Raw genomic sequence first — 20,680 nt, 5'->3', positions numbered from 1 at the left:
GGGTTGGGGATGAGCGAGCCTGGGAAGGAGCCGGCGACCTCGGGCCGGCTGGTCTGCGTGCTTATTTCGGGGGCCCCGTGCTGGGCGTGGTGCCTGGGCTGGCGCGGGGCAAGCCGCGCTGGCGGCCCGAATCCAATATATTATTGCAAAGGTCCAGTTTGCCCGTTGGCGGTAGGTCGCCGGATGGTCATCAAATCGTTAACTAATGATGACCTAACCTTTCATATGAGTAAACAGCCGGGACCGCGCTACGCCACCGTGGGCACGAGGGCCGGCCGCCGCTCCTGGGTGCGGTAGAACACCAGCGCCGCCACCGCCGTGGCCGCCGCCAATGCGGCCAGCGCCACCCAGGCCGCCTCCCAGCCCCGCCGCTCGGCCAGGGCCCCGGTGAGCCACAGGGCCCCGGTGCCGCCCGCGTAACCCACGGCGTCGAGTAGGCCCGCCGCGGTGGCCGCGCCCTGCCGCCCGCCGGCATCGAGGGCCATGGCCCCCGACAAAAACGAGTAGGGCCCTAGCAGCAGCAGGCCCACCAACGCGGTGAGCACCAGCGGCAGGGCAGGGCCGCTGGCCGGCTGCGTCATCAGGGCCAGCACGGGCACCAGGCCCACGCAGGCCCCCAGGATGAGCACCCCGCGCTGCCCCCGCAGCCAGGCGTCGGAGAGGTAGCCGGCGCCCAGGATGGAGGCCATGCCGCACACCGAGTACAGTGCGCTCCACTGCGAAGCCGCGCCCTCGGACAGGTGCGCGGCCTCCACCAGGTAGGTGGGCACCCAAAAGCTGAACGCCTCGCGCAACGCCGTGAGGCCGAACGACATGAGCAGCATCAGCAGGAAGGCGGGGCTGCGGAAGTAGGGCCCCAGCAAGCTGCCCAGCGACGCCGGCCGGTCGGCCGCGGGGCTGGCGTCGGTGGCGAATATGTTGTCCGGGTTGGCGGGCGGGGCGGCCAGGCCCACGTCTTCGGGGCTGCTTTTCAGGCTGAAGGAGCAGCCCAGGGCCACCACCGCCAGCACGCCCGCCGCCGCCAGGAACAGGCCCCGCCAGCCCAGGCCCAGCACCAGCAGCTGCCCCAGCACCAGCTTGGCCGCCACGTCGCCAAACAGGTAGCTCAGGCTGAGCAGGCCCATTACGCGGCCGTAGGACTGGTAGGAGAACCAGTTGGCCGTGGTTTTTACCAGGCCGGCCCAGCCCATGGACTGCACCAGCCGGTTGGCGGCCCAAGCCGCAAAAAACACCGCCACGCCCTGCCCCAGCCCGAAGGCCACGGTGGCCGCCACGGCCCCCACCATGCCCAGCAGGAAAATCTTTTTGCCCCCCAGGAAGTCGCCCAGCACGCCGTTGAGCACCTTACCCGCGGCATAAAACAGCACGCCCACCGAGGCCACCTGGCCCAATACCTCCTTATTCAGGCCCTGGGGCCCAAACTCGCGGATGAGCAGCGGCGCGGCGATGGCCAGGTTGGAGCGGCACACATAGTAAGCGCTGTAACCCACGAACAGGCTCAGGCCCGTGCGCAGCTGCCAGCGCTGCAATCCGGAACGCGGCGCGGAGAAGACGGGTGGGGCAGTAGACAATTCGCGCAAGGGATCGAGGCATTTTTCAAATACAAAGTTGGTTTTTTGGGGGCCCCGGCGCGTTGCGAAAGTGTTAACAAATTGTCTGCATTTGTTAACCAGGAGGAAAGGGTTTGACTCTGTTCTTAGCGCGCAGCCATGCCGAGGTCTCAGCCCAGACCTGAGACAAATGCCGCGGGAGTGGGAGCGCCTCTTGCTGCTTTAGCGCTGGCTAGCTGGATGGAACTGATTCAGCGAATTTGAGCCCGCCCCCAGGGCCCCAAGTGGTCTGGTAAGCGGCTTAAAATTTGCTTAAAAAGTAGATCACCCACCAGCTTCGGGCACCGCGGCGTGCTGCGCTTGCGTTCATTGGGCAAATCCCGTTTTTTACCGCTGCTCCGCTATGCGCTTCCCCATTTTCTTCCTGTTTGCGCTGCTGACGGCTGCCGGGGCCCGCGCCCAAACGCTGCCCGCCCCGGCCTGGAACACCGACCTCGCCGCCGCCCTGGCGCAGGCCAAGGCCAGCCAGCGGCCGGTGCTGGCCGTGTTTTCGGGCTCCGACTGGTGCAAGCCGTGCATCATGCTCAAGCAGGAGGTGTTCGACCAGCCCGAGTTTGCCCAATACGCCCAGGACAAGTTCGTGCTGGCCCGCTTCGACTTCCCGCGCAACCGCAAAAACCAGCTGCCGCCCGCCCAAACCAAGCAGAGCGAGCAAGCCGCCGCGCAGCTGAACAAAGAGGGCACGTTTCCGCTGGTGGTGGTGCTTTCGCCCGAGGGCAAGGTGCTGGCCAAGAGCGGCTACCGCCCTGGCGGCCCCGCTGCCTACGACGCCTATTTGTCGCAGTTGCTCACCGCCCGCTAGGCCCCGTGCGCACTTTTTTGCTACGTAACCTGGCCGGGTGGGTGGCGCTGGTGGCGCTGGCCTGGGGCCCCGTGGGCGCACCGCCCGCCCGGGCCCAGGGGGGGGCCACCGTGGCCGCGGCCCGCGCACCGCGCGCCTACACCCGCAGCGGCCACCTGATGGGCTCGCACTTCACGTTCACCGCCGTGTCGGCCGACGACTCATTGGCCTGGCGCGCCCTGCGCGCCGGCATGCGCGAAACCCAGCGCATCGACCACCTCTTTTCGTATTGGGATTCGACCTCGCAAGTGGTGAAAATCAATCGGATGGCTGGTGTGCGGCCGGTGGTGGTGGATCAAGAGGTGTACGACCTCATCGCCCGGACGCTGAAAATATCGGCCCTCACCGGCGGGGCCTTCGATGCTACGTTTGCCAGCGGCGACAAGATTTACACCTTCGACCGCCAGGCCCACCCGGCCCTGCCCGACTCGGCCACGGTGCGCCGCTCGGTGGCGCGCATCGGCTGGGAAAAGGTGCGGATGGACCCGGCCACGCACGCCGTGTACTTGCCCGAGAAGGGGATGCGCCTCAACCTGGCCGGCGTGCTGCAAGGCTACGGCGTGCGCCGGGCCCAGGCCCTGATGAAGCAGATGGGCATTGCTGGGGGCCTCATCAACGGCTCGGGCGACGTGTACTGCTGGGGCAAGCAGGCCGACGGCAGCGGCTGGCGCATTGCCATCGGTGACCCGGCCCGGCCGCGCACGGTTTCTTCTTGGCTGACGGTGAGCGACATGGCGGTGGTCACGGCCGGCAACTACGAGCAGTACTTCACGGTAAACGGCACGTACTACGGCCACATCATCAACCCGCACACCGGCTACCCGGCCACGGGCCTGCGCTCGGTCACCATTATCTGCCCCGACGTGGAGCTGGCCGACGCCCTCGACGACGCCGTGTTTGTGCTGGGGCCCCAGGCCGGCCTGGCCCTGGTCAACCGCCTCAAGGGCGTCGATTGCACGCTCATCACCGACGACGGCCAGACGCTAGTATCGCGCGGAATGCAGCTCAACTCCTACCACAGTGCGGCCCCCGCCGCGGCCAAACCTTAGCGCTAAAGCACCTTTTATGACGACTAAATACCCTGTTATTCTGCGTATTACTGCCTTGGGTCTGCTACTGGCCGGCGCCGGGGCCCTGCCCGCCTGCGTGTCGGTGGCCGCCTACCAGAAGGCCTACCTTAACGACGAGGACATGAAGCTGGCCACCAAGAAAGTGGAAACCCCGGAGGTCAACTTCGAGAGCTACCGCGAGGGCGGCGGCGGGGCCAACGGCGGCAAAGTAGGCGGCGGCTGCGGCTGCAATTAGGGCCCCGGCCGCATTTTCAACACTTGGCTAACCGATTATCTATGAAATTTTTACTCGCAGTGGGGTTGCTGCTGGCAGCGCCCGCCGCGGCCTGGGCCCAGGGCACGCCCACGCCCAACCGCCTCGACGGCTCGGGGGTGCCGGCCACGGCCGCGCCGCTCAGCAGGGGGCCCGTGTCGGTGGGCGAAACCGAGGTGGACATCCTCGGCAGCTACTACCAGCAAAACGGCGACCACAGCGCCGTGGAGGGCGGCATCGGCACCCAGCACCTCACCGACGCGTCGCCCACCATCGTACTCAACGTTCCGCTCGACTCGGTAACGCGCCTCTCGGCCAACGTGGGCTTCGATTACTACGCCTCGGCCTCGACCGACCGCATCGATCAGGTGCTGTCGTCGCCCTCGGCCCAGGACGTGCGCCTGCACGCCGATTTTGGCCTGGCCCGGCTGCTGGCCGACAAGCTGACGACCGTGGGCGTGGGGGCCGGCGTGTCGAAAGAATACGATTACCTGTCCTTCAACCTCGTGGGCTCCTACGCCCGCACCTCGCGCGACGGCAACCGCCAGTTCAGCGCCACCGGGCAGGTGTACCTCGACCGCGTGACGCTCATTTTGCCCGCCGAGCTGCGCCCCGGGGGCCCCGGCGATAAAAAGTACGGCTCGGATAACCGCCAGAGCTTCAACCTGTCGCTGGTGTACGCGCAGGTACTGAGCAAGCGCTTGCAGGTGGCCGTCAGCGCCGAGCCCGTGGCCCAGCGCGGGCTGCTGAGCACGCCGTTTCAGCGGGTGTACTTCTTCAACAGCAACCCCGCGCTGGGGGCCCCCGGGGCCCTGGGCACCGCCAAGGCCGAGGTGCTGCCACGCCTGCGCTACAAGTACCCCGTGGGCCTGCGCCTGACGTACTACGCCACCGACCTGGTGCAGCTGCGCGGGTTCTACCGCTTTTATAACGACAACTTCGGCATCCGGGCGCACACCTTTGAGCTGGAAACGCCGGTGAAAGTGACGCCCTTTTTCACGCTCTACCCGTTCTACCGCTACCACACCCAAACGGCGGCCGACTACTTCGCGCCCTACCTGGCCCACTCCATCGCCGACGAGTTCTACACCTCCGACTACGACCTGGCGGCCTTCTCGGCCCAAAAGCTTGGCCTGGGCTTCCGCTACGCCCCGCTCTACGGCCTCAGCCGCTTCAAAGTACCGTTTGGGAACCGGGTGGCCAAGTTCAAATCCCTGGACTTGCGCTACGGCCACTACTGGCAAACCACCGGCCTCACGGCCAACGTGGTGAGCGTGGACCTAGGCTTCGTGATGCCGTAAGCAAGGGTTGGAAACGCAAAACGGTCATGCTTCGCAGCGAAGCATGACCGTTTTGCGTTTCCCCAGTTGGCCTAAAAGCCGCCCGGGGCCCTAGGCTGGGAATACTAGCGTGAAGACCGTGCCCTGGCCCAACTCGCTCCGCACGGTGCGCTCGATGCCGAGCAGGGCGCAGGCCTTGGCCACGATGGACAGGCCCAGGCCGGTGCCGTCGATGTGCTTGTGGGCCAGGGCGTTGGAGCGGTAGAGGGGGTCGAAGATGCGGGCCAGGTCGGCGGGGCAAATGCCGATGCCCTGGTCGGCCACGGTGCACACGAGCTGGGGGCCCTGCTGGGCGAGGCCCACCGCAATGGTGGAGCCGGCCGGCGAGTACTTGATGGCGTTGCTGAGCACGTTGTCCAGAATCAGGTCCACCAGGTACGGGTCGGAGGCGATGGCGTCGGCGGGGCCCTCTTCCACGTCTACCCGGATGTGCTTGGCGCTGAGGGCCCCGCGGTGGCGCAGCAGCACGTCGTGCACGCTGCTGCGCACGGCCAGTTCCTGGCGGTGGGGCCCGGGGGTGTGGTCGTCGAAGCGGGCCAGCAGCAGCAGCTGCTCGACGAGGTGCGTGAGGCGGTCAATTTCCTGGATGCCGAGCGTGATGTTGTCGACGTACTCGGCGGGGGTGCGGGGCTTGCGCACCAGCACTTCCAGCGTGCCCCGGAGCACGGCCAGCGGCGTGCGCAGCTCGTGCGAGGCGTCGGCGGTGAACTGCTTTTCGCGGGCCACGGCCTGCTCTACGCGGTGCAGCAGGCCGTTGATGGCGCTGGCCAGCGTGTGCAGCTCGTCGGGGCGCGGGGGCAGGGCAATGCGCTCGGCCAGGTTGTCGCGCGTGATGCGGGCCGTGGTGGCCGTCATCTGCGTGATGGGGGCGATGCTGCGCCCGGCCAGCCGCCGCGCGCTGCCAAACAGGGCCAACAGCACCACCGGAAACGAGCCCAGCAGCACCATTGCCAAGCTGTCGAGCACGTGCTGAGCGGCCTCCGACGACAAGGCCGCCATGAGGTAGCCCACCGGGGCCCCATCCTGCACGATGGGCACCTGCACCTGCCGGATGGCCTTGCCGCGCAACACCGAGTTCAGCGGCGTGCGCCCGGCCGGGGTGGCGTCGAAGGTGAGCTGCTCGGCCTTGAGGTTGGGCGAGCGGTCGAGCAGCCGGCCCTGGGAGTCGTTTATTTGAATGAACACCGGGTCGACCTGCACCTCGCGGTGCTCGCGCTCCTCCCACTCGCCCTTGTCCGAGAAGCGCACGGTGCGGCCCGTCACCGTCAGCTCGCCCATGTGCTTGGCGGCCTCAAAGCGCAGGTTGGCGTCGAGGTCGGTGTACACGCGGTGGCGCACCACCCCGAACACCAGCAGGTAGGCGGCCGCCACCAGGGCGGCCGTGGCCAGCACGTAGTGCAGGGCCACGCGGTCTTTGAAACGCAGCTCCACGGCTAGTCGCGGGCGGCGTACCCAATGCCGCGGATGGTTTGGAGGTACTCGTCTTCCTTGCCCAGCTTGAGCTTTTTGCGCAGCGCGTTCATGTACACGTCAATCACACCGGTGTTGTACTCGAAGTGGATGTCCCACACGTTTTCAATGATGCTTTGGCGGCGGCACACCTTGCCCTTGTGGCGCAGCAGGTATTCGAGCAGGGCAAACTCTTTCTGGGTGAGCATGATTTCCTCGCCGCCTTTGTGCACCTGGTGGGTGGCCACGTCGAGCACGATGGGCCCCACCTGGAAGCGCTCGGGCGCGGCCGGGGGCCCCGGCGCCCGCAGCTGCACCCGGATGCGCTCGAGCAACTCCTCGAAGTGGAACGGCTTCTTGATGTAGTCGTTGGCCCCCGCCTGCAAGCCGGCGATGGTGTCGGCCACGGCATCGCGGGCGGTGAGGAAGATGAGGGGCGTGCGGTTGTGGGCGGCGCGCAGCTGCTGGCACACCTCCAGCCCGCTCAGGCCGGGCAGCATCCAGTCCACCAGCAGCAGGGCGTAGGGCTGGGCTTGGGCCAGGGCCAGGCCGGCGGGCCCCGTGCCGGCCACGTCCACGGCGAAGGCCTCTTCCTCGAGCCCCTGCTTCAGGAACCGGGCAATGCCGGGCTCGTCCTCAATTATTAATAGTCGCATAAGAATAGAAAAGGCCAGGCCCCCGCAGCCCCGCAACGCACGGCGCCCGGTAATGTTTAAACGGCAAGTACACCGTTATAAACGCCACCCTGGGGCCCCCAGGCGTGGTCTTAAGGCAATTTTAAGCGATTGCTAAGCGAGGCCTAAGGCTGGAGGCCGTTGAAAGCGCATTCCCTCACGCCGGAGACGCCGGCCCCACCCGGGGCCCTACCGCCGGCCCAATTTCTTCTTTTTTCATTTTTATGAAAGTGTACCTCCTCGCGGCTTCGGTAGCCTTGTTGGCCGCCGCAGCCCCTCAGCACGCCACCGCCCAAACCCGCCGCGCCAACCGGACCCCCACCGGGCAAGCTGCCCCGGTGGCTCCTGGGGCCCCCACCGCCCCCGACAATACCGCCACGCCCCCGGCCGACGCCAACGGCAAGCTCGACTACCGCAACCCGGCCGCCGACGCCCAGATTCCGGTGGAAGCCGACAAGCGCCAGCCCGTCACCGACGACCTGCAAGCCACGGTGGCGGAGCTGCTGGAGCTGTTCCACGACTCGAAGCAGTGCCACTGGAACCTGCGGGGCCCCCTGTACCTGCCGCTGCACGAGAAGCTGCAGGAAAACGCCGACGAGTACCGCAAGTACGCCGACATCCTGGCCGAGCGCGTGCTGCAAGTGGGCCACCCCATCGACGGCCGCACCGCCGTGGTGGCCGCCACCGCCAACCTGGGCGACATGCCCGGCGGCTACCTCACCGACAAGCAAGTGCTCATCCTCATGACCGAGCGCATCACCACTGTGGCCAAGCGCGTGCGCCAGCGCATCGACCACCAGAGCAAGATTGACGAAGTGACATCCAACCAGTTGCAGGAGTTGAGCTACGCCCTGGACAAGCAAGTGTGGCAGTTCCGCGTGCACATGCAATAAGCCATTTAGGGCCCCCAGGAATAGTAAACGGGGCGGGTGCATTGCGGCAGGTAGCCGCAGCGCACCCGCCCCGTTTAATAATTAGCGCGTACCGTTGGGTATTTTACGCTGGTTGACTTACGCTGTAACTATTTTAAAATATCTGCAATACCCTGACCTGGAATTAGCTGCCAATGAGAGCCATCAAATTCCTGATAACTTAGTTTGAGTGCAGTAAAATCTAATTCCATTTTTCCACATGGGTGTTTTGCTAGCCAATGATGCGCAACGTCAACATTAGAAGGAAAGACGCTGGTTACAAAAATGCCACTAACTCGCGTTTTGGTTAGACCTGACTCCGAATAGAATACTCCATTTTCGGCACGTTTCCTTTGAAAATGAAGACTATTAGGATTACTCGGTAATGAATCAACTAGGGATCCCAGAAGAGCATTTTTTACTCCAGTATCAGTGATGCCGAGGCGGCTAAATACATTGATACATATTAAATAAGGCTTATCCAGTTCACCATAGCGAGATGCCTTCTTATGTACTGCGCTTTTTATTAGTTCTTCTTCAGGGTATCCCCAGCCACTGCCTCCCGGTAATCCACCGATAGTTGGCGTTGATTCTTTTTTGCTATGTTCTGCAGATTTTGGGAAAAGTCTTACAACTAATTTAACATCGGCCCTGTCGACTACGAGTGGAATAACGCTGCTCCAATCTGATAATTGGATGTCTGCTGCAACGATATTTGAAATGTAGTCAGGTAATTGCCTTTTAAGGTATTCAACTGTCTTTTTGCTGCTAGGTTGCTGAGTGCTCTTGATTTTTAATTTCTCAATAAAGAGCCAATAATTAGGAATATCAAGCTTCGATAAGGCATCATAAATAGCATTAACCTGCTTATTTACGGCTGCTTCACTATCAGATGTATCTGTTGCTTCTTTCGCTTCAATATAAAAACTTATGTCACCCTTTTCAGCGAGAAAATCAGGCGACTTATCAGTTCCTTGTATTTGAGGATGAGGCGTAAGTGTGAATCCTTGTTTTGTGAATAGTTGATAAATAAACAGCTCGAAGAAGGCAGGTGAAAAGGCTTTTCTGAACCTAGTTTTGAGTTCACTCTTTTCACTTTGAGGGTAATCGACGAACCACTCATTGATAATGTCTCTAACTTTAGTAAACTCCGGTTTCGCACTTCTATCATAGAAGTTAAATAGGTCATCTAAATGATTGGCAAAATTGAAATCTGTACGCTCCTTGTCTTCGAAAATTTTGTCAGCTTCCATAGGTTGATTGGTAGTCATTTCTAGGCGTTTAAAGCAAATGTCTGCAGGAGGAACCACTGATTCTAACTCCCCCGAATCTCATCCTTCAAGTGCTCCACGAACTGCGCGAATTCGGGTTCGCTTTCCACGTTGGGGTGCCAGGCTAGGCCGGTATCGGCCAGGTTGTACTGGTGGCGGGGGCTGATGGTGGCCCCGGGCAGGAGCTGGCCGGTAGCGGCGTCGCGTTCGTGGCTCAGCAGCCAGAGGCGGTCGGCGAGGGCGGTGGTGGTGGCGACGTCGTGCGACACGATGAGCACCGTGTTCAGCTCGTCGAGGGTCGTGACTTCGATGATGATCTTCTTCACCTCGTCGATCATCGCCACGTCGAGGCCCGAGAAGGGCTCGTCGAGCAAGATGAGGTGGTCGGAGCAGAGCAGCTGCTGGGCGATGGCCGCCCGCTGGCGCTGCCCGCCCGAGAGCTGGGCCGGGTACTTGCGGCGGTGTGCCCCCAGGCCGAAGCGGTCGAGGTACACGTCCACGTGGGCCAGGGCGTCGGCGGGGGCGTGCTTGCGGCGAGCGGCTAGCAATAGGTTGTCGGCCAGCGAGTAGTGGTTGAACAGCGGGTAGCGCTGCTGCACGTAGCCCACGGCGCCGGCGCGCACGGGCTGCTGGGCTTCGCCCACCCGCACGGTGCCCGCGCTGGGGGCCCCCAACCCCGCCAGCAGCCGGCACAGCACCGACTTGCCGATGCCCGAGCGCCCGTAGATGCCCACCACTTGCCCCTGGCTCATGCCGGGGCGGATTACGTCGAGTACCTGGGCGTTGAGGTCGCGCAGGACGAGTTCGGAGCCGAAGCGCATCGAGACGTTTTCCAGCGTCAAGAGCGGGGCTTTGTAGGTATGCGGGAAAGGCGTCATAGCAGTGAGTAGAAGGTAGCGCGGCCGCTACGGGGCCGCGCACGGGAATGGGGGAGGGAGGTGTTACCGCGCGGTGCCCAGCGCGGCGTAGGGGAAAATCCACCTTCTGAGCGCCTCAAAGCCGTAGTCTTGCAGGGCCCCGGTGGCGAGGATGACGAGCTGAATGGCCAGCACGCCGTCGAGGTGCAGGTAGCGGTTTTGCTTGTAGAGCAGCAGGCCGATGCCGCCTTCGGACTGGTAGAGCGTTTCGACCAGCGTAATCAGCGTCCAGACGATGGCGAAGTTTTGGCGCACCACTTCGAGCATGGCGGGCAGCTTGCCGCGCACCACCACTTCCCAGAAGCTGCGCCACTCGCCCAGGCCCAGCGTGCGGGCGTGGTCCATTTCCTCCTGCGTGGTGTCGAGGATCACGCGCGTCATGCCCGTGACGAGGTACACCGTGGCCCCGAAGGTGAGCACCGAAAGCTTCACCTGGTGGCCCGAGCTGAGCAGCAGGGCCATGAAAAACGTGAGCCCCGTGAGCGTGAGGTAGCGCAGTTTAGAGGCCACGAACGCCAGCGGCCGGAAAAACGGCAGCGCCGTGCAGTACGAAACCAGCAGCGCCAGCGCCGTGGCCCCCGCCAACGCCTGCCCGGCCGTGACCATGCTGGCCCACAGCGCCGGCACCAGGCCCTGGGTGGTCACCAGGTCGCCCAGGGCCCCCAGCACGTCGCCGAGCCGGGGGAAGATTTGGAGCGGGTAAAACGCCCACAGGCCCAGCAGCACCGCCGCCTGCGTGCCGACGAGCGTGGCCAGCACCGTGCGGCGCGGCTGGGCATTGGGGGTGAAAAGCGCGTGCATTGGGAAGTTGGTTTTAGGGTGGGGCGTACTGTAGCGCGGACTTTGTAGTCCGCGACTCTCGCTTCGTCCTGCCGATAATCGTGCGGCGACCGTTCAGAGCCGCGGACTACAAAGTCCGCGCTACAGTTAATTAATTGCCCAGTACGATTTCGACGCGTCGGTTTTGGGCGCGGCCGGCTTCGGTGGCGTTGGGGGCCACGGGCTCGGCAGCGCCGTGGGCGTACACTTGCACGCGGCCGGCGGGGAAGGCGCTGGCGCTCTGCTGGGCCAGCCACTGGGCCACGGCCTGGGCGCGAGTTTCGGAGAGGCGCAGGTTTTGGGCGGGGGCCCCCACGTTGTCGGTGTAGCCGTGCACGGCCACTTTCAGGCGGCCGGCCACCACGAGGTCGTCAAACAATTGGCTGAGCTGGCGCTGGGCGGCCGGTGTGAAGGTGCTCTGGCCGGTGTTGAACTCGATGTCCCACACGCGCTGGCTCACGCGGCGGCTGATTTCATCGTCGGCGGCAAACTTGGGCGTTTCGGCCGGGGCCACGGCCTTGCCCTGGTACTGGGCTTGCAGCTTGCGCAGGGGCCCCAGGTCGAGCATCGCGTCGAGCGGCACGTAGCTGGGCAGCTCCTTGGGGTACAGCTTCTTCTGTACGTCGCCGAAGGTTTTGTACACCGCGGCGTAGATGTTGGTGCCGCCATTATCCAAGCCAAACAAGGCCAGATTGTCGCTGAAGTTGAAGGCTTTGCTGCCACCTAGCTCCACCACTTCGCCGGTTTGGTCGGCCTCGCTCGTGCCCTTGTAGTACTTCAGCCAGTAGGCGCCGGGCTTGTCCTGGTCGCCGTACACCTGGGCCGAAATGTCGGCGGCGCGGCTCAACGCTTCGGGGTGGCTTTTTACTTGGTCGCCGGCCACGGCCAGGGCCGTCATCAGGCCCAGCACTTGCTGCGGGTGGGCGTCGTACCAGCGCTTGGTGGTCACCATGATATTGGGCATTTGGTTGGAGTAGTCCTTGGTGGACACGATGTTGACGAGGCCGCCCTTCTGCTTGGCAATGTTCACGTCGCCGGGCGTCCAGGTGGCCACGGCGTCGGCCACCACGTCCACCCGGGTGCCGGTGTTGCGGCCGTTAATAACTTGGGCGCGGCTCTCGGGCTTGCCCACGATGTACTTCTCGGCGGCGGCCAGGAAGTCGGCGGCGGCCATGAAGTTCACGGCCTGCGGGTCGTAGGTCGTCTCGTCGGGGTTGACCTTCAGGCCGTTGTCGGCGCACCACTTCAGGGCTATGTTCTGGTCGCCGTCGCGCAGGTAGCAGGCAATGGTTTTGCCCAGCGCCGCCTTGGGGTTGTCGAGCCAGGTTTTGGGGCCCATCAGCTTGTCTTCTCCAAACGATTTGCCCACGCTGTAGGGGATGACGGCCAGGCCCGTACCGGCCTTGGCCAGCTGCGCCTGCACCGCCGAGAAGGCCGGCAGGCCGTCGCCCATAATGCTCACCACCAAGCCCGGGGCCTGCGGGTTGCTTTGCAGGTCGAGGGCGTTTTTCACTAGGTCGGCCTGCATCTTGGCCACGTCGTCCTGGCGGTTGATTTGCACGTCCAAGCCGTTGGCGGCCAGTGCCGAGCCCTGCGTGGTGCGGGGGCCCCCGTTGGCCAGCATGGCGGCCATCTGGCTGTTCCAAGCCATCACTTCCCAGGTGAGGGCAGTGCCTTTTTCGGCCGGGGCCGTGCCGGGCAGCGGGGCCAGCGGCACGGCCAGGTTGGTGCGGGCCCCGCCGGTGGCCGCCGGCAGCTCAATCGAGCTGAGCAGCACCGACTGGGTTTCGGCCGGTTTGAAGAATCTACCGCTGGCCACCAGTTTGTTGATGCCAAAGTAGAGGAGTACGGCGAGCAAGGCGCCGATAACGATTTTACCGCGGGTTGTCATTGTAGGGAAAGTGTAAAGAAGTTGAAGAGAAAGGGCCCCTGGCTGTACCGCCAAGCTGTGCTTGGCCCTGCGTATGCTGCCTTGGGGGCCCTGGGGCAAGGCCAAGCACAGCTTGGCGGTACACCGCTAGCAGCCCAGTAGCAGCAGCACGAGCTGGCCCAGGGCGCAGCTAGTCAAGCAGGCTAGAATAGGCATCATCGGAAGCTTTTTTTAGGGTGGCAGCGGCGGGTTGGGCAGCGGGTTTGTCGGTGGTCATCAGGGCGTTGAAGTCGCCTTTTTGGTACTTCTCCAGCAAGCGCTGGCCTTGGGCGCTCATCACACCGTTCTGGATGTCCATTTCCTTCACGAACTCCTGCGAGTAGCGCATGGCCTGCTTGATTTGGCCGAGCTGCTGGGCCATGTCCTGGGCCACGCGGTCGGTGGCCAGGTCGAAGAAGTACTTCTTGTCGGGGTCGCCGCGCAGGATATTCATCGCCGCCCGCATGCCCGAGCTGGTGCGCTTCACCAGCTCATACTCGTCCTTCAAAAGGTTGACCTTGAACTTGCTGGCGTCGATCTGGCGCAGGGCCGCTTTCAGAATCTGGCGCATCACCACGCTCACGTTGGCCGTGGTGGTGGCCATGGGCTGCAGGCGCTGGCTGTAGTCCTGGAGCTGGGCGGCGCGGCTGGCGTAGCTGTCGGCGGCGTCCTTTTCGCCCTGGCGGGTGGCGGCGTCGGCCAGGGCCAGGTACTCGCGGGTTTGGGCGGCGTTGGCGGCCAGCTTGCGCTGCACCAGCTCGCGGGCCCCCTCGATGTGGCCCACTTCGGCGTCCATCTTGCGCGCCTCCTGCTCGGTGGTGCGGATGTAGTCCTCCATGATGCCGATGGGGTCGGTGTTGACGAAAATGCCCGCCGCGGTGCGCAAAATACGCTGCCCCGCGTACCAAAAGCCGGCCTGGATGCGCTTGTTGGTGCCCAGCAAAAACAGCACGAACAGGGCCCCCAGCCCAATGCCCAGCCGCACGGTGTCGAACACCATGGCCACCAGGAAGGGCACGATGTAGCCCCAGCCGTAGACTCCGGCGGCCCCCAGGCCGGCCAGCATTACCCAGCCGGCTACCTTTTCGGGCTGCTGCCACTTGGGCAGGCCGGTGGGCTCAGAGGAAGAAGAAAAAACGGGCAGCGTGTTCATTGTTGGTTGGTAGTTAAAGGTTTATCGGAAGAAGGGGCCACCAGAAACGACTGCGTGGCTTGGCGGTGCGTTTGTACCTCGGCCGCCGCCGCGGCCTGCGCCACCTCGTAGGACGCCAGGGCCCCCTGGGCCTTTTGGCGCTCGGCGGCCAGGGCCTGCTGGGCGGTGGCCAGCTGCTGGCCGCGCTCGGCCAGCTGGCGGGTGAGGTCGGCCACGGTGGCTTGCAGCTGGGCTTCCTGGCCGGCGAGCTGGGCCAGGGCGCTGGGCGGCGTGCCGGGCGGCGGGGCGGTTTCGCCCAGCTTCTGGCGGTGGCGGGCCAGCACGCGGGCGCGGTCGTCGGCCAGGGTTTGGGCCAGGCGGTCGGCCGAGGCCAGCAGGGCGGGCAGGTCGTGGCCCGTGACGGCGCTGTATGCGTTGAAGGCCGTTTGGTAGAGCAGAGGCCCCGCCATGCCGCCGCCGGTCAGGCTCTTCACGATTTTCAGGTAAGCCCCGAAGTCGTGGTCGTCGGCCAGTAGCTGGGCCACGTGGTCTATGTGCCGCTGCTCGGCCGCCACGGGGGCCCCAGCGGGGCCGGCCGTGAGCGGGGCCGGGGCAGGCAGCGGCGCGGGGGCTGCTGCGGCCGGCGCAGCGGCGTCGTCTTCGACAAAGAAATCCTTCGCCGCTTTGGCGAGGTTATCAAACAGGGGCATGGCGGAAGCAGCGGTTGGTGGGGGATGGTCACCTATTGCCAATCCAGATGCCGCGCGCTGGCCAGCGCTTAATTAATTATTTAAGCAATTGATATTCAGTAAAATAATTAATTATAAAATTAAATTTCAGCCGCAAAAAGGCGTTATTTTTTCATAATGAAAATCCCGTTTTTTCATAACCGCAACGGAAAATGCGTTTCTGGGGCCCCGGCGGCGGCGGTTTGCCCGCTTACTTTGCCCCGATGAGTACCCCCGCCGAATGGAGCGAATTGGCCGTGGCCCAGGTGCAGGGCCGCGCGCGCCTCGTGGCCAGCAAAAGCCTCCAACCGCTTAAAATCCTCAACCCTGGCGCGGCCCACGCGGCCTGCCACGTGGTGCTCTCCAGCTACGGCGGGGGCCTGGTGGCCGGCGACGACCTGCGCCTGCGCATCCACGGCGGGGCCGGCACGCGCCTGTGCCTCAGCACCCAAGCCAATACCAAGGTCTTTAAATCCATCGACGGGCAGTGGGCGGCGCAGCACTTCGCCGGCACCCTCGAAGCCGGGGCCCTGGCCGCCGTGCTGCCCGACCCCGTGGTGCCCCAGGCCGGCAGCCGCTACCGCCAAACCCAGCGCTGGGACTTGGCCCCCGGGGCCCTGCTGCTGCTGGCCGACTGGTGGGCCGCCGGCCGCACCGACCTTGGCGAACGGTTTGCCTTTCATGAGTTTACGTCCGAAACGCGCATCCGCGTGGCCGGCCGGCCGCTGGTGCTCGACCGCTTCGTCTTCAACCCCGCCGAGCACATCGCCACCGCGCCCGCCAACTTCGACCGCTACGAAACCATGCTCACGGTGTACCTGGTGGGGGCCCCCGAGGAGCCGCGCTTCGCCGCGCTGGCCGGGGCCCTGCACGCCCTCAAAATGCCGGTGCAAGACGACCCGCACTTCCGCCTAGCCGGGCGCGCCTGCGTGGTGGCCGTGGCCCAGGCGCGCCCGGGTGTGGTGGTGCTGCGCGCCGGCGCCCTGCACCGCCAAGACGCGGATTTCATCTACCACCACCTACTGCAAACGCTGGCCGGCGAGGATTTTTTGGGGTATAACCCGCTGGCGCGGAAATACTAATAAGCGCTACCGGGGCCGTCGCTCGGGGCTGACGGCGGCAAAAGCGCGGGCCTTGGCGGCGTGGATGTGGCCGATAATCTCATCCAAACCGAACCCGTCGAGGGCCCGGGCGAAGAGGAAGGGCCCCTCGCCGCGCATCCGCTTCGAGTCGCGCTCCATCACGCCGAGGTTGGCGCGGATGAGGTCCTTGAGGTCGATTTTATTAATTATTAATAAATCGGACTGGGTGATGCCGGGGCCCCCTTTGCGCGGGATTTTGTCGCCGCCCGACACGTCGATGACGTAAATGGAGTAGTCCACCAATTCGCGGCTGAAGTGGGCAGCCAGGTTGTCGCCGCCGCTTTCCACGAACAGAAAATCGAGGGCCGGAAACTTAACCATGAGGCCTTCCAGCGCGTCCATATTCACGGAAATGTCCTCGCGGATGGCCGCGTGGGGGCAGCCGCCGGTTTCAACGCCCACGATGCGCTCGGGTGTGAGGGCGCTGTGGCCGATGAGAAATTCGGCGTCTTCGCGGGTGAAAATGTCGTTCGTGACCACGCCCAGCTCGAATTCGTTGCGCAGCCGCTCGCACAGCGCCTTGAGCAGCGCCGTTTTGCCCGTGCCCACGGGGCCCCCGATGCCCACCGTGAAGGCCCGCTTGCGGAAGTCGCGGTAGCTGGGCAACCGCCGCGTCTCGCGCGCCTGAAAATCGCCGGGCGAGTCGTAAGCTTCGTGGCTGTGGCCGTGGAGCAGCAGGGCGAGTTTGTCAACAAAAGCCATGACGGTAATTAATTAGCGCTAGAAAACTAATTCTGAAAAAGCCGGGAATAAATGTCTTCGTGCAGCACTTGGGCGGCGTCGAGCATGAACGCAGAGCGGGTGGCTTGCGTGTAGTCGTGGCCGGCGTGCGCGGCCAGCAGGTGCTCGAATACGGTGTAGAAATCGTGCTGCAATTGGTGGCCTTCCAGGGGCCCTAAAAAGCCCAGGCGCACGGCGGCGCTGAGCTGGTCGCGCAGAGCCATGTGCAGAAACACGGCTTGCAAGTCGGTTTGCGCGAAGCCGGCCCGGCGCAGCGTGAGGGCGAAGCTGAGGGTGAAATGCAACGGTAGGTTTTGGGCCCCGAACCAATTAATTATTTCTGCTAATTTGGCTTCGGGGTAAAACGTGGCTAATAGTTTCAGCCAGTTTTTGCCCTGCACGATGCTGGCGCGGTGCAGCGTGGGCACCAGCAGCAGGGCGTCGTAGTCGGCAGCCATTTCACGCATTTCGTCCGAGTATTCGGGTAGTAGGTAGCAGGAATTAATAAAGGGGATTTCCAGGCTGGCTACTTGCTGCAAATAGGCGTAGAGGTGGTTGCGGAGCTTGCAGGGCGTATCAATTAGCCCGAACGTGAGGCTGCTTTCCAGCCCGTAGGAGTAGGCGAATGAGCCGGTGGGCAAGGCCGAATCGACGAGGTGCAGCAGGCGGACGAATTGGGACAAGATTTAAATAGGCGCTTTTGATTGGTTGGTGTCGCTATAACTGGCTATCACAATAATCTTTCGTCATGCTGACGAAGGAAGCATCTTATTAGGGCTGCGTCGTTGCTAGCGTATTGTTCAATCGTGAAAAGATGCTTCCTTCGTCAGCATGACAAAAGATTATCAACATGACAAAAGATTAACTGTGACACTAATAATAGAAACTGCTCCTAAAACAAGTTATACAATTGTCCCAGGGGTAATTTCTCGGCTGGTTCGCAGGTCAAGTGCACGCCGTCCACTGTTACGCGGTAGGTTTCGGGGTCTACTTCGATGTTGGGCAGGTAGTCGTTGAGGGCCATGTCTTTCTTGCCGATGTTGCGGCATTTTTTTACGGCCACTACTTGCTTGGTGAGGCCGTAGTTGGCTTGCACGTGCGCCACCGAGGCGGCCGAGACGAACACCATGGATGTGGGGCCCACGGCCTTGCCGTAGGAGCCGAACATGGGGCGCGAAAACGAGGGCTGCGGCGTGGGGATGGACGCGTTGGCGTCGCCCATTTGCGATTGCACGATGACGCCGCCCTTGATGATCATTTCGGCGCGTGAGCCGAAAAACGCGGGTTTCCAGAGCACGAGGTCGGCCAATTTGCCCAGCTCGACGGAGCCAATTTCGTCGGCGAAACCGTGGGCGCGGGCGGGGTTGATGGTGTACTTGGCCACGTAGCGGCGCGCGCGGAAGTTGTCGTGGCGGCCGGGGGCGTCTTCGGGCAGGGGGCCCCGCTGCTGGCGCATTTTGTGGGCCGTTTGCCAGGTGCGGGTGATGACCTCGCCCACCCGGCCCATGGCCTGCGAGTCGGAGCTGATGATGCTCAGGGCCCCCATATCGTGCAGAATGTCTTCGGCGGCAATGGTTTCGCCGCGGATGCGGCTCTCGGCGAAGGCCACGTCTTCGGGGATGTTGCGGTCGAGGTGGTGGCACACCATGAGCATGTCAAGGTGCTCGTCCAGGGTGTTCACCGTGAAGGGCCGCGTGGGGTTTGTGGACGAGGGCAGCACGTTGGGCTCGCCGCAGATTTTGATGATGTCGGGGGCGTGGCCGCCGCCCGCGCCCTCGGTGTGGTAGGCGTGGATGGTGCGGCCCTTGAAGGCGGCGGTGGAGTTTTCCACGAAGCCGCTCTCGTTCAGCGTGTCGGTGTGGATGCACACCTGCACGTCGTACTCGTCGGCGATGGCCAGGCACTGGTCGATGGCGGCGGGCGTGGTGCCCCAATCCTCGTGCAGCTTGAAGCCCAGGGCCCCGGCCTCGGCTTGCTCGCGCAGGCCCTCGGGCTTCGACGTGTTGCCCTTGCCCAGGAAGCCGAAGTTGAGCGGGTAGGCCTCGGTAGCCTTCAGCATCATTTCGAGGTAGAACGCGCCCGGCGTGCAGGTGGTGGCCGTGGTGCCGGCCGCGGGCCCCGTGCCACCGCCCACCATGGTGGTGATGCCAGAGGCCAGCGCCTCGGGGATTTGCTGGGGGCTGATGAAGTGGATGTGGCAGTCGATGGCCCCGGCGGTGAGGATGAGGCCCTCGCCGGCCACCACTTCGGTGGTGACGCCGGCCACCATGCCGGGCGTCACGCCGGGCATGATGTGCGGGTTGCCGGCCTTGCCGATGCCCACGATGCGCCCGGCCTTCACCCCCACGTCGGCCTTGTAGATGCCGGTGTAGTCGAGCACCAGCGCGTTGGTAATGAGCAAGTCCAGGGCCCCAGCCTGCGGGATGCCGGCGGCCTGGCCCATGCCGTCGCGCAGCACCTTGCCGCCGCCAAACTTGCATTCCTCGCCGTACTGGCAATAGTCGCGCTCGACTTCAATCAGCAGGTCGGTGTCGCCCAGGCGCACCCGGTCGCCCGTAGTGGGGCCATACATTTCAGCGTAAGCGCGGCGGGAGAGGGGGAGGGACATATTAATTTAGTGAAATGGCTGGCGCGGAAATAAAAAAAGCGTTAATTCTTTCTAGAAGTGGCGCTACTGGTTTTCGTCCGATCATGACACTATAAAACTGGTTATTAATCGAAGTGTCAATTACTTGTGCGTCCTGTATTTTTAGCAGATATGGAAAGCCTTTTCGTTCTTTAATGCTGTAAAGCATTGTTGAAATATATTGGCTATCTGCGCCATATTTCACTTTCCTCCCATCTACAAAAACGACGTGAACGGAAGGATCTAATCCGGGCACAATAACCTCTCTGGCAAATTCAATACTGCTTTTGCGACTGTTATAACAAAAGAAACAAGTGCCATTCATACGTTCTAGAAACAACTTGTAATCCTTCTTGAACTGTTTATTGCTGAAATGAGAGTGAATTAGAAGGAATGGAATGACAGGTAGAATGATAATAATAAATAAGCTAATAAACGCTACTCCAAGTGCTTGGGCTAGGGTATTATTAATTTTATGTATCAGCTTTTCCATGTTGCAGATTACAAGAACCTGATATAATTCTGGGAGCTACTTTTTAATTTTTAAAAGCGCCGCTTGCTTCTTCCCTTCCTCATCCAACTGCCCGTCAATCCAACCGTTTCCACCATACACGATTCGCTCGCCGGCGAGGGCTACTAGTGTGACGCGCTTGCGTTCGCCGGGCTCGAAGCGGACGGCGGTGCCGGCCGGGATGTTGAGGCGGAAGCCGTAGGCGGCGGCACGGTCGAATTGCAGGGCGGCGTTGGTTTCGAAGAAGGGGTAGTGCGAGCCGACTTGCACCGGCCGGTCGCCCATGTTTATTACTTCAATTTCCACCGTGGGGCGGTTTTCGTTGAGGATGATGTCGCCGTCGGCCAGCAGGTATTCGCCGGGCTGGGCGTTGACGGTGGTGTCGGGGGCCCCCGCCCGGGGCGTGCGCGCGAGGCCCGAGCCGTAGAGGGCCAGGGCGGGGTCGCCGTGCTCGCGGCAGATGGGGTGGTGCACGGTCACGAGCTTGGTACCGTCGGGGAAGGTGCCTTCTACTTGCACTTCGCCCACGAGGTCGGCCACGCCGGGCAGCACGTCGGTCAGGCCCAGCAGCTGCTTGCCCTTGTCCATGAGCACGGCTACCCGCTCGCCGTCGCGGATGAACTCGAGCAGCTGGGTGGCGATGAGGGCCACGGCTTCGGGGTAGTTGAGGCGCAGGCCGCGGGCGTAGCGCTTCTGGGCCACGAAGCCCGCCTGGTGCAGCACCAGCTTGTCGAGGTCTTTGGGGGCGAGGTGCATG

20 protein-coding genes are annotated in these 20,680 nt (G+C 63.3%); 6 read left to right on the top strand and 14 right to left on the bottom strand.

Features of this window, described 5'->3' with window-relative positions:
* Nucleotides 1–248 precede the first annotated feature (248 nt).
* Nucleotides 249–1,571: an MFS transporter gene (locus tag EAH73_RS00555; RefSeq protein ID WP_140464362.1), complete on the bottom strand. Its 1,323-nt coding sequence runs from the start codon at nucleotides 1,569–1,571 to the stop codon at nucleotides 249–251.
* 382 nt (nucleotides 1,572–1,953) lie between these two features.
* On the opposite strand from EAH73_RS00555, the gene EAH73_RS00550 reads away from it, so the two are divergent.
* From EAH73_RS00550 to EAH73_RS00535, 4 genes are read left to right on the top strand one after another with little or no spacing between them, the layout of a single operon-like run.
* The gene (locus EAH73_RS00550) at nucleotides 1,954–2,412 is read left to right on the top strand and encodes a thioredoxin family protein (RefSeq protein WP_140464361.1); all 459 of its coding nucleotides are present in this window, start codon (nucleotides 1,954–1,956) and stop codon (nucleotides 2,410–2,412) included.
* Between the two features lie 5 nt (nucleotides 2,413–2,417).
* Entirely contained in the window at nucleotides 2,418–3,500 is a 1,083-nt protein-coding gene (locus EAH73_RS00545) for an FAD:protein FMN transferase (RefSeq protein WP_140464360.1), read from the top strand.
* A 16-nt stretch (nucleotides 3,501–3,516) separates the two neighbouring features.
* The gene (locus tag EAH73_RS00540; RefSeq protein ID WP_140464359.1) at nucleotides 3,517–3,756 is read left to right on the top strand and encodes a DUF4266 domain-containing protein; all 240 of its coding nucleotides are present in this window, start codon (nucleotides 3,517–3,519) and stop codon (nucleotides 3,754–3,756) included.
* A 41-nt stretch (nucleotides 3,757–3,797) separates the two neighbouring features.
* Entirely contained in the window at nucleotides 3,798–5,075 is a 1,278-nt protein-coding gene (locus tag EAH73_RS00535) for a DUF3570 domain-containing protein (RefSeq protein WP_140464358.1), read from the top strand.
* A gap of 90 nt (nucleotides 5,076–5,165) precedes the next feature.
* On the opposite strand, the gene EAH73_RS00530 is transcribed toward EAH73_RS00535, so the two are convergent.
* Entirely contained in the window at nucleotides 5,166–6,545 is a 1,380-nt protein-coding gene (locus EAH73_RS00530; protein WP_140464357.1) for a sensor histidine kinase, read from the bottom strand.
* A 2-nt stretch (nucleotides 6,546–6,547) separates the two neighbouring features.
* Nucleotides 6,548–7,219 (bottom strand): response regulator transcription factor, encoded by a 672-nt coding sequence (locus tag EAH73_RS00525; protein WP_140464356.1) that lies wholly within the window; start codon nucleotides 7,217–7,219, stop codon nucleotides 6,548–6,550.
* 242 nt (nucleotides 7,220–7,461) lie between these two features.
* Between EAH73_RS00525 and EAH73_RS00520 the strand changes: the two genes are divergently transcribed.
* A complete protein-coding gene (locus EAH73_RS00520) occupies nucleotides 7,462–8,130 on the top strand; it encodes a Dps family protein (RefSeq protein ID WP_205012947.1) in 669 nt (222 codons plus the stop codon).
* Nucleotides 8,131–8,258: 128 nt separating this feature from the next.
* Here the strand turns inward: EAH73_RS00520 and EAH73_RS00515 are convergent, their stop codons facing one another.
* The 6 genes from EAH73_RS00515 to EAH73_RS00490 form a co-directional block, all read right to left on the bottom strand.
* Complete coding sequence (locus EAH73_RS00515; RefSeq protein ID WP_140464355.1) at nucleotides 8,259–9,419, bottom strand: hypothetical protein; 1,161 nt, start codon at nucleotides 9,417–9,419, stop codon at nucleotides 8,259–8,261.
* Nucleotides 9,420–9,463: 44 nt separating this feature from the next.
* Entirely contained in the window at nucleotides 9,464–10,297 is an 834-nt protein-coding gene (locus EAH73_RS00510) for an ATP-binding cassette domain-containing protein (RefSeq protein WP_140464354.1), read from the bottom strand.
* Between the two features lie 63 nt (nucleotides 10,298–10,360).
* Nucleotides 10,361–11,137: an ABC transporter permease gene (locus EAH73_RS00505; RefSeq protein ID WP_140464353.1), complete on the bottom strand. Its 777-nt coding sequence runs from the start codon at nucleotides 11,135–11,137 to the stop codon at nucleotides 10,361–10,363.
* A 130-nt stretch (nucleotides 11,138–11,267) separates the two neighbouring features.
* Entirely contained in the window at nucleotides 11,268–13,046 is a 1,779-nt protein-coding gene (locus tag EAH73_RS00500; protein WP_140464352.1) for an OmpA family protein, read from the bottom strand.
* Nucleotides 13,047–13,215: 169 nt separating this feature from the next.
* Nucleotides 13,216–14,217, bottom strand: coding sequence for a PspA/IM30 family protein (locus EAH73_RS00495; RefSeq protein WP_140464351.1), 1,002 nt, complete (start codon nucleotides 14,215–14,217; stop codon nucleotides 13,216–13,218).
* Complete coding sequence (locus EAH73_RS00490; protein ID WP_161599399.1) at nucleotides 14,214–14,906, bottom strand: hypothetical protein; 693 nt, start codon at nucleotides 14,904–14,906, stop codon at nucleotides 14,214–14,216. Before EAH73_RS00490 ends, EAH73_RS00495 begins: the two co-directional genes overlap by 4 nt.
* A 242-nt stretch (nucleotides 14,907–15,148) precedes the next feature.
* On the opposite strand from EAH73_RS00490, the gene EAH73_RS00480 reads away from it, so the two are divergent.
* Entirely contained in the window at nucleotides 15,149–16,006 is an 858-nt protein-coding gene (locus tag EAH73_RS00480; protein ID WP_161599398.1) for an urease accessory protein UreD, read from the top strand.
* A 6-nt stretch (nucleotides 16,007–16,012) separates the two neighbouring features.
* Here the strand turns inward: EAH73_RS00480 and ureG are convergent, their stop codons facing one another.
* From ureG to EAH73_RS00455, 5 genes are all read right to left on the bottom strand, one after another.
* Nucleotides 16,013–16,768, bottom strand: coding sequence for an urease accessory protein UreG (gene ureG, locus EAH73_RS00475; RefSeq protein ID WP_140464347.1), 756 nt, complete (start codon nucleotides 16,766–16,768; stop codon nucleotides 16,013–16,015).
* A gap of 26 nt (nucleotides 16,769–16,794) precedes the next feature.
* On the bottom strand, nucleotides 16,795–17,469 hold the full coding sequence (locus EAH73_RS00470) for an urease accessory protein UreF (RefSeq protein WP_161599397.1): 675 nt from the start codon (nucleotides 17,467–17,469) through the stop codon (nucleotides 16,795–16,797).
* Nucleotides 17,470–17,678: 209 nt separating this feature from the next.
* On the bottom strand, nucleotides 17,679–19,394 hold the full coding sequence (gene ureC, locus EAH73_RS00465; RefSeq protein WP_140464345.1) for an urease subunit alpha: 1,716 nt from the start codon (nucleotides 19,392–19,394) through the stop codon (nucleotides 17,679–17,681).
* A gap of 1 nt (nucleotide 19,395) precedes the next feature.
* On the bottom strand, nucleotides 19,396–19,905 hold the full coding sequence (locus tag EAH73_RS00460; RefSeq protein ID WP_140464344.1) for a hypothetical protein: 510 nt from the start codon (nucleotides 19,903–19,905) through the stop codon (nucleotides 19,396–19,398).
* Between the two features lie 36 nt (nucleotides 19,906–19,941).
* Complete coding sequence (locus EAH73_RS00455) at nucleotides 19,942–20,679, bottom strand: urease subunit beta (protein ID WP_140464343.1); 738 nt, start codon at nucleotides 20,677–20,679, stop codon at nucleotides 19,942–19,944.
* Between the last annotated feature and the right edge of the window lies 1 nt (nucleotide 20,680).

The sequence above is a fragment of the Hymenobacter nivis genome, from assembly GCF_006439025.1.
In the GTDB taxonomy this organism is placed as follows: Bacteria; Bacteroidota; Bacteroidia; order Cytophagales; family Hymenobacteraceae; genus Hymenobacter; species Hymenobacter nivis_A.
The sequence above is the reverse complement of the archived record's forward strand: the minus strand, read 5'-3'. Positions and strand labels throughout refer to the sequence as shown.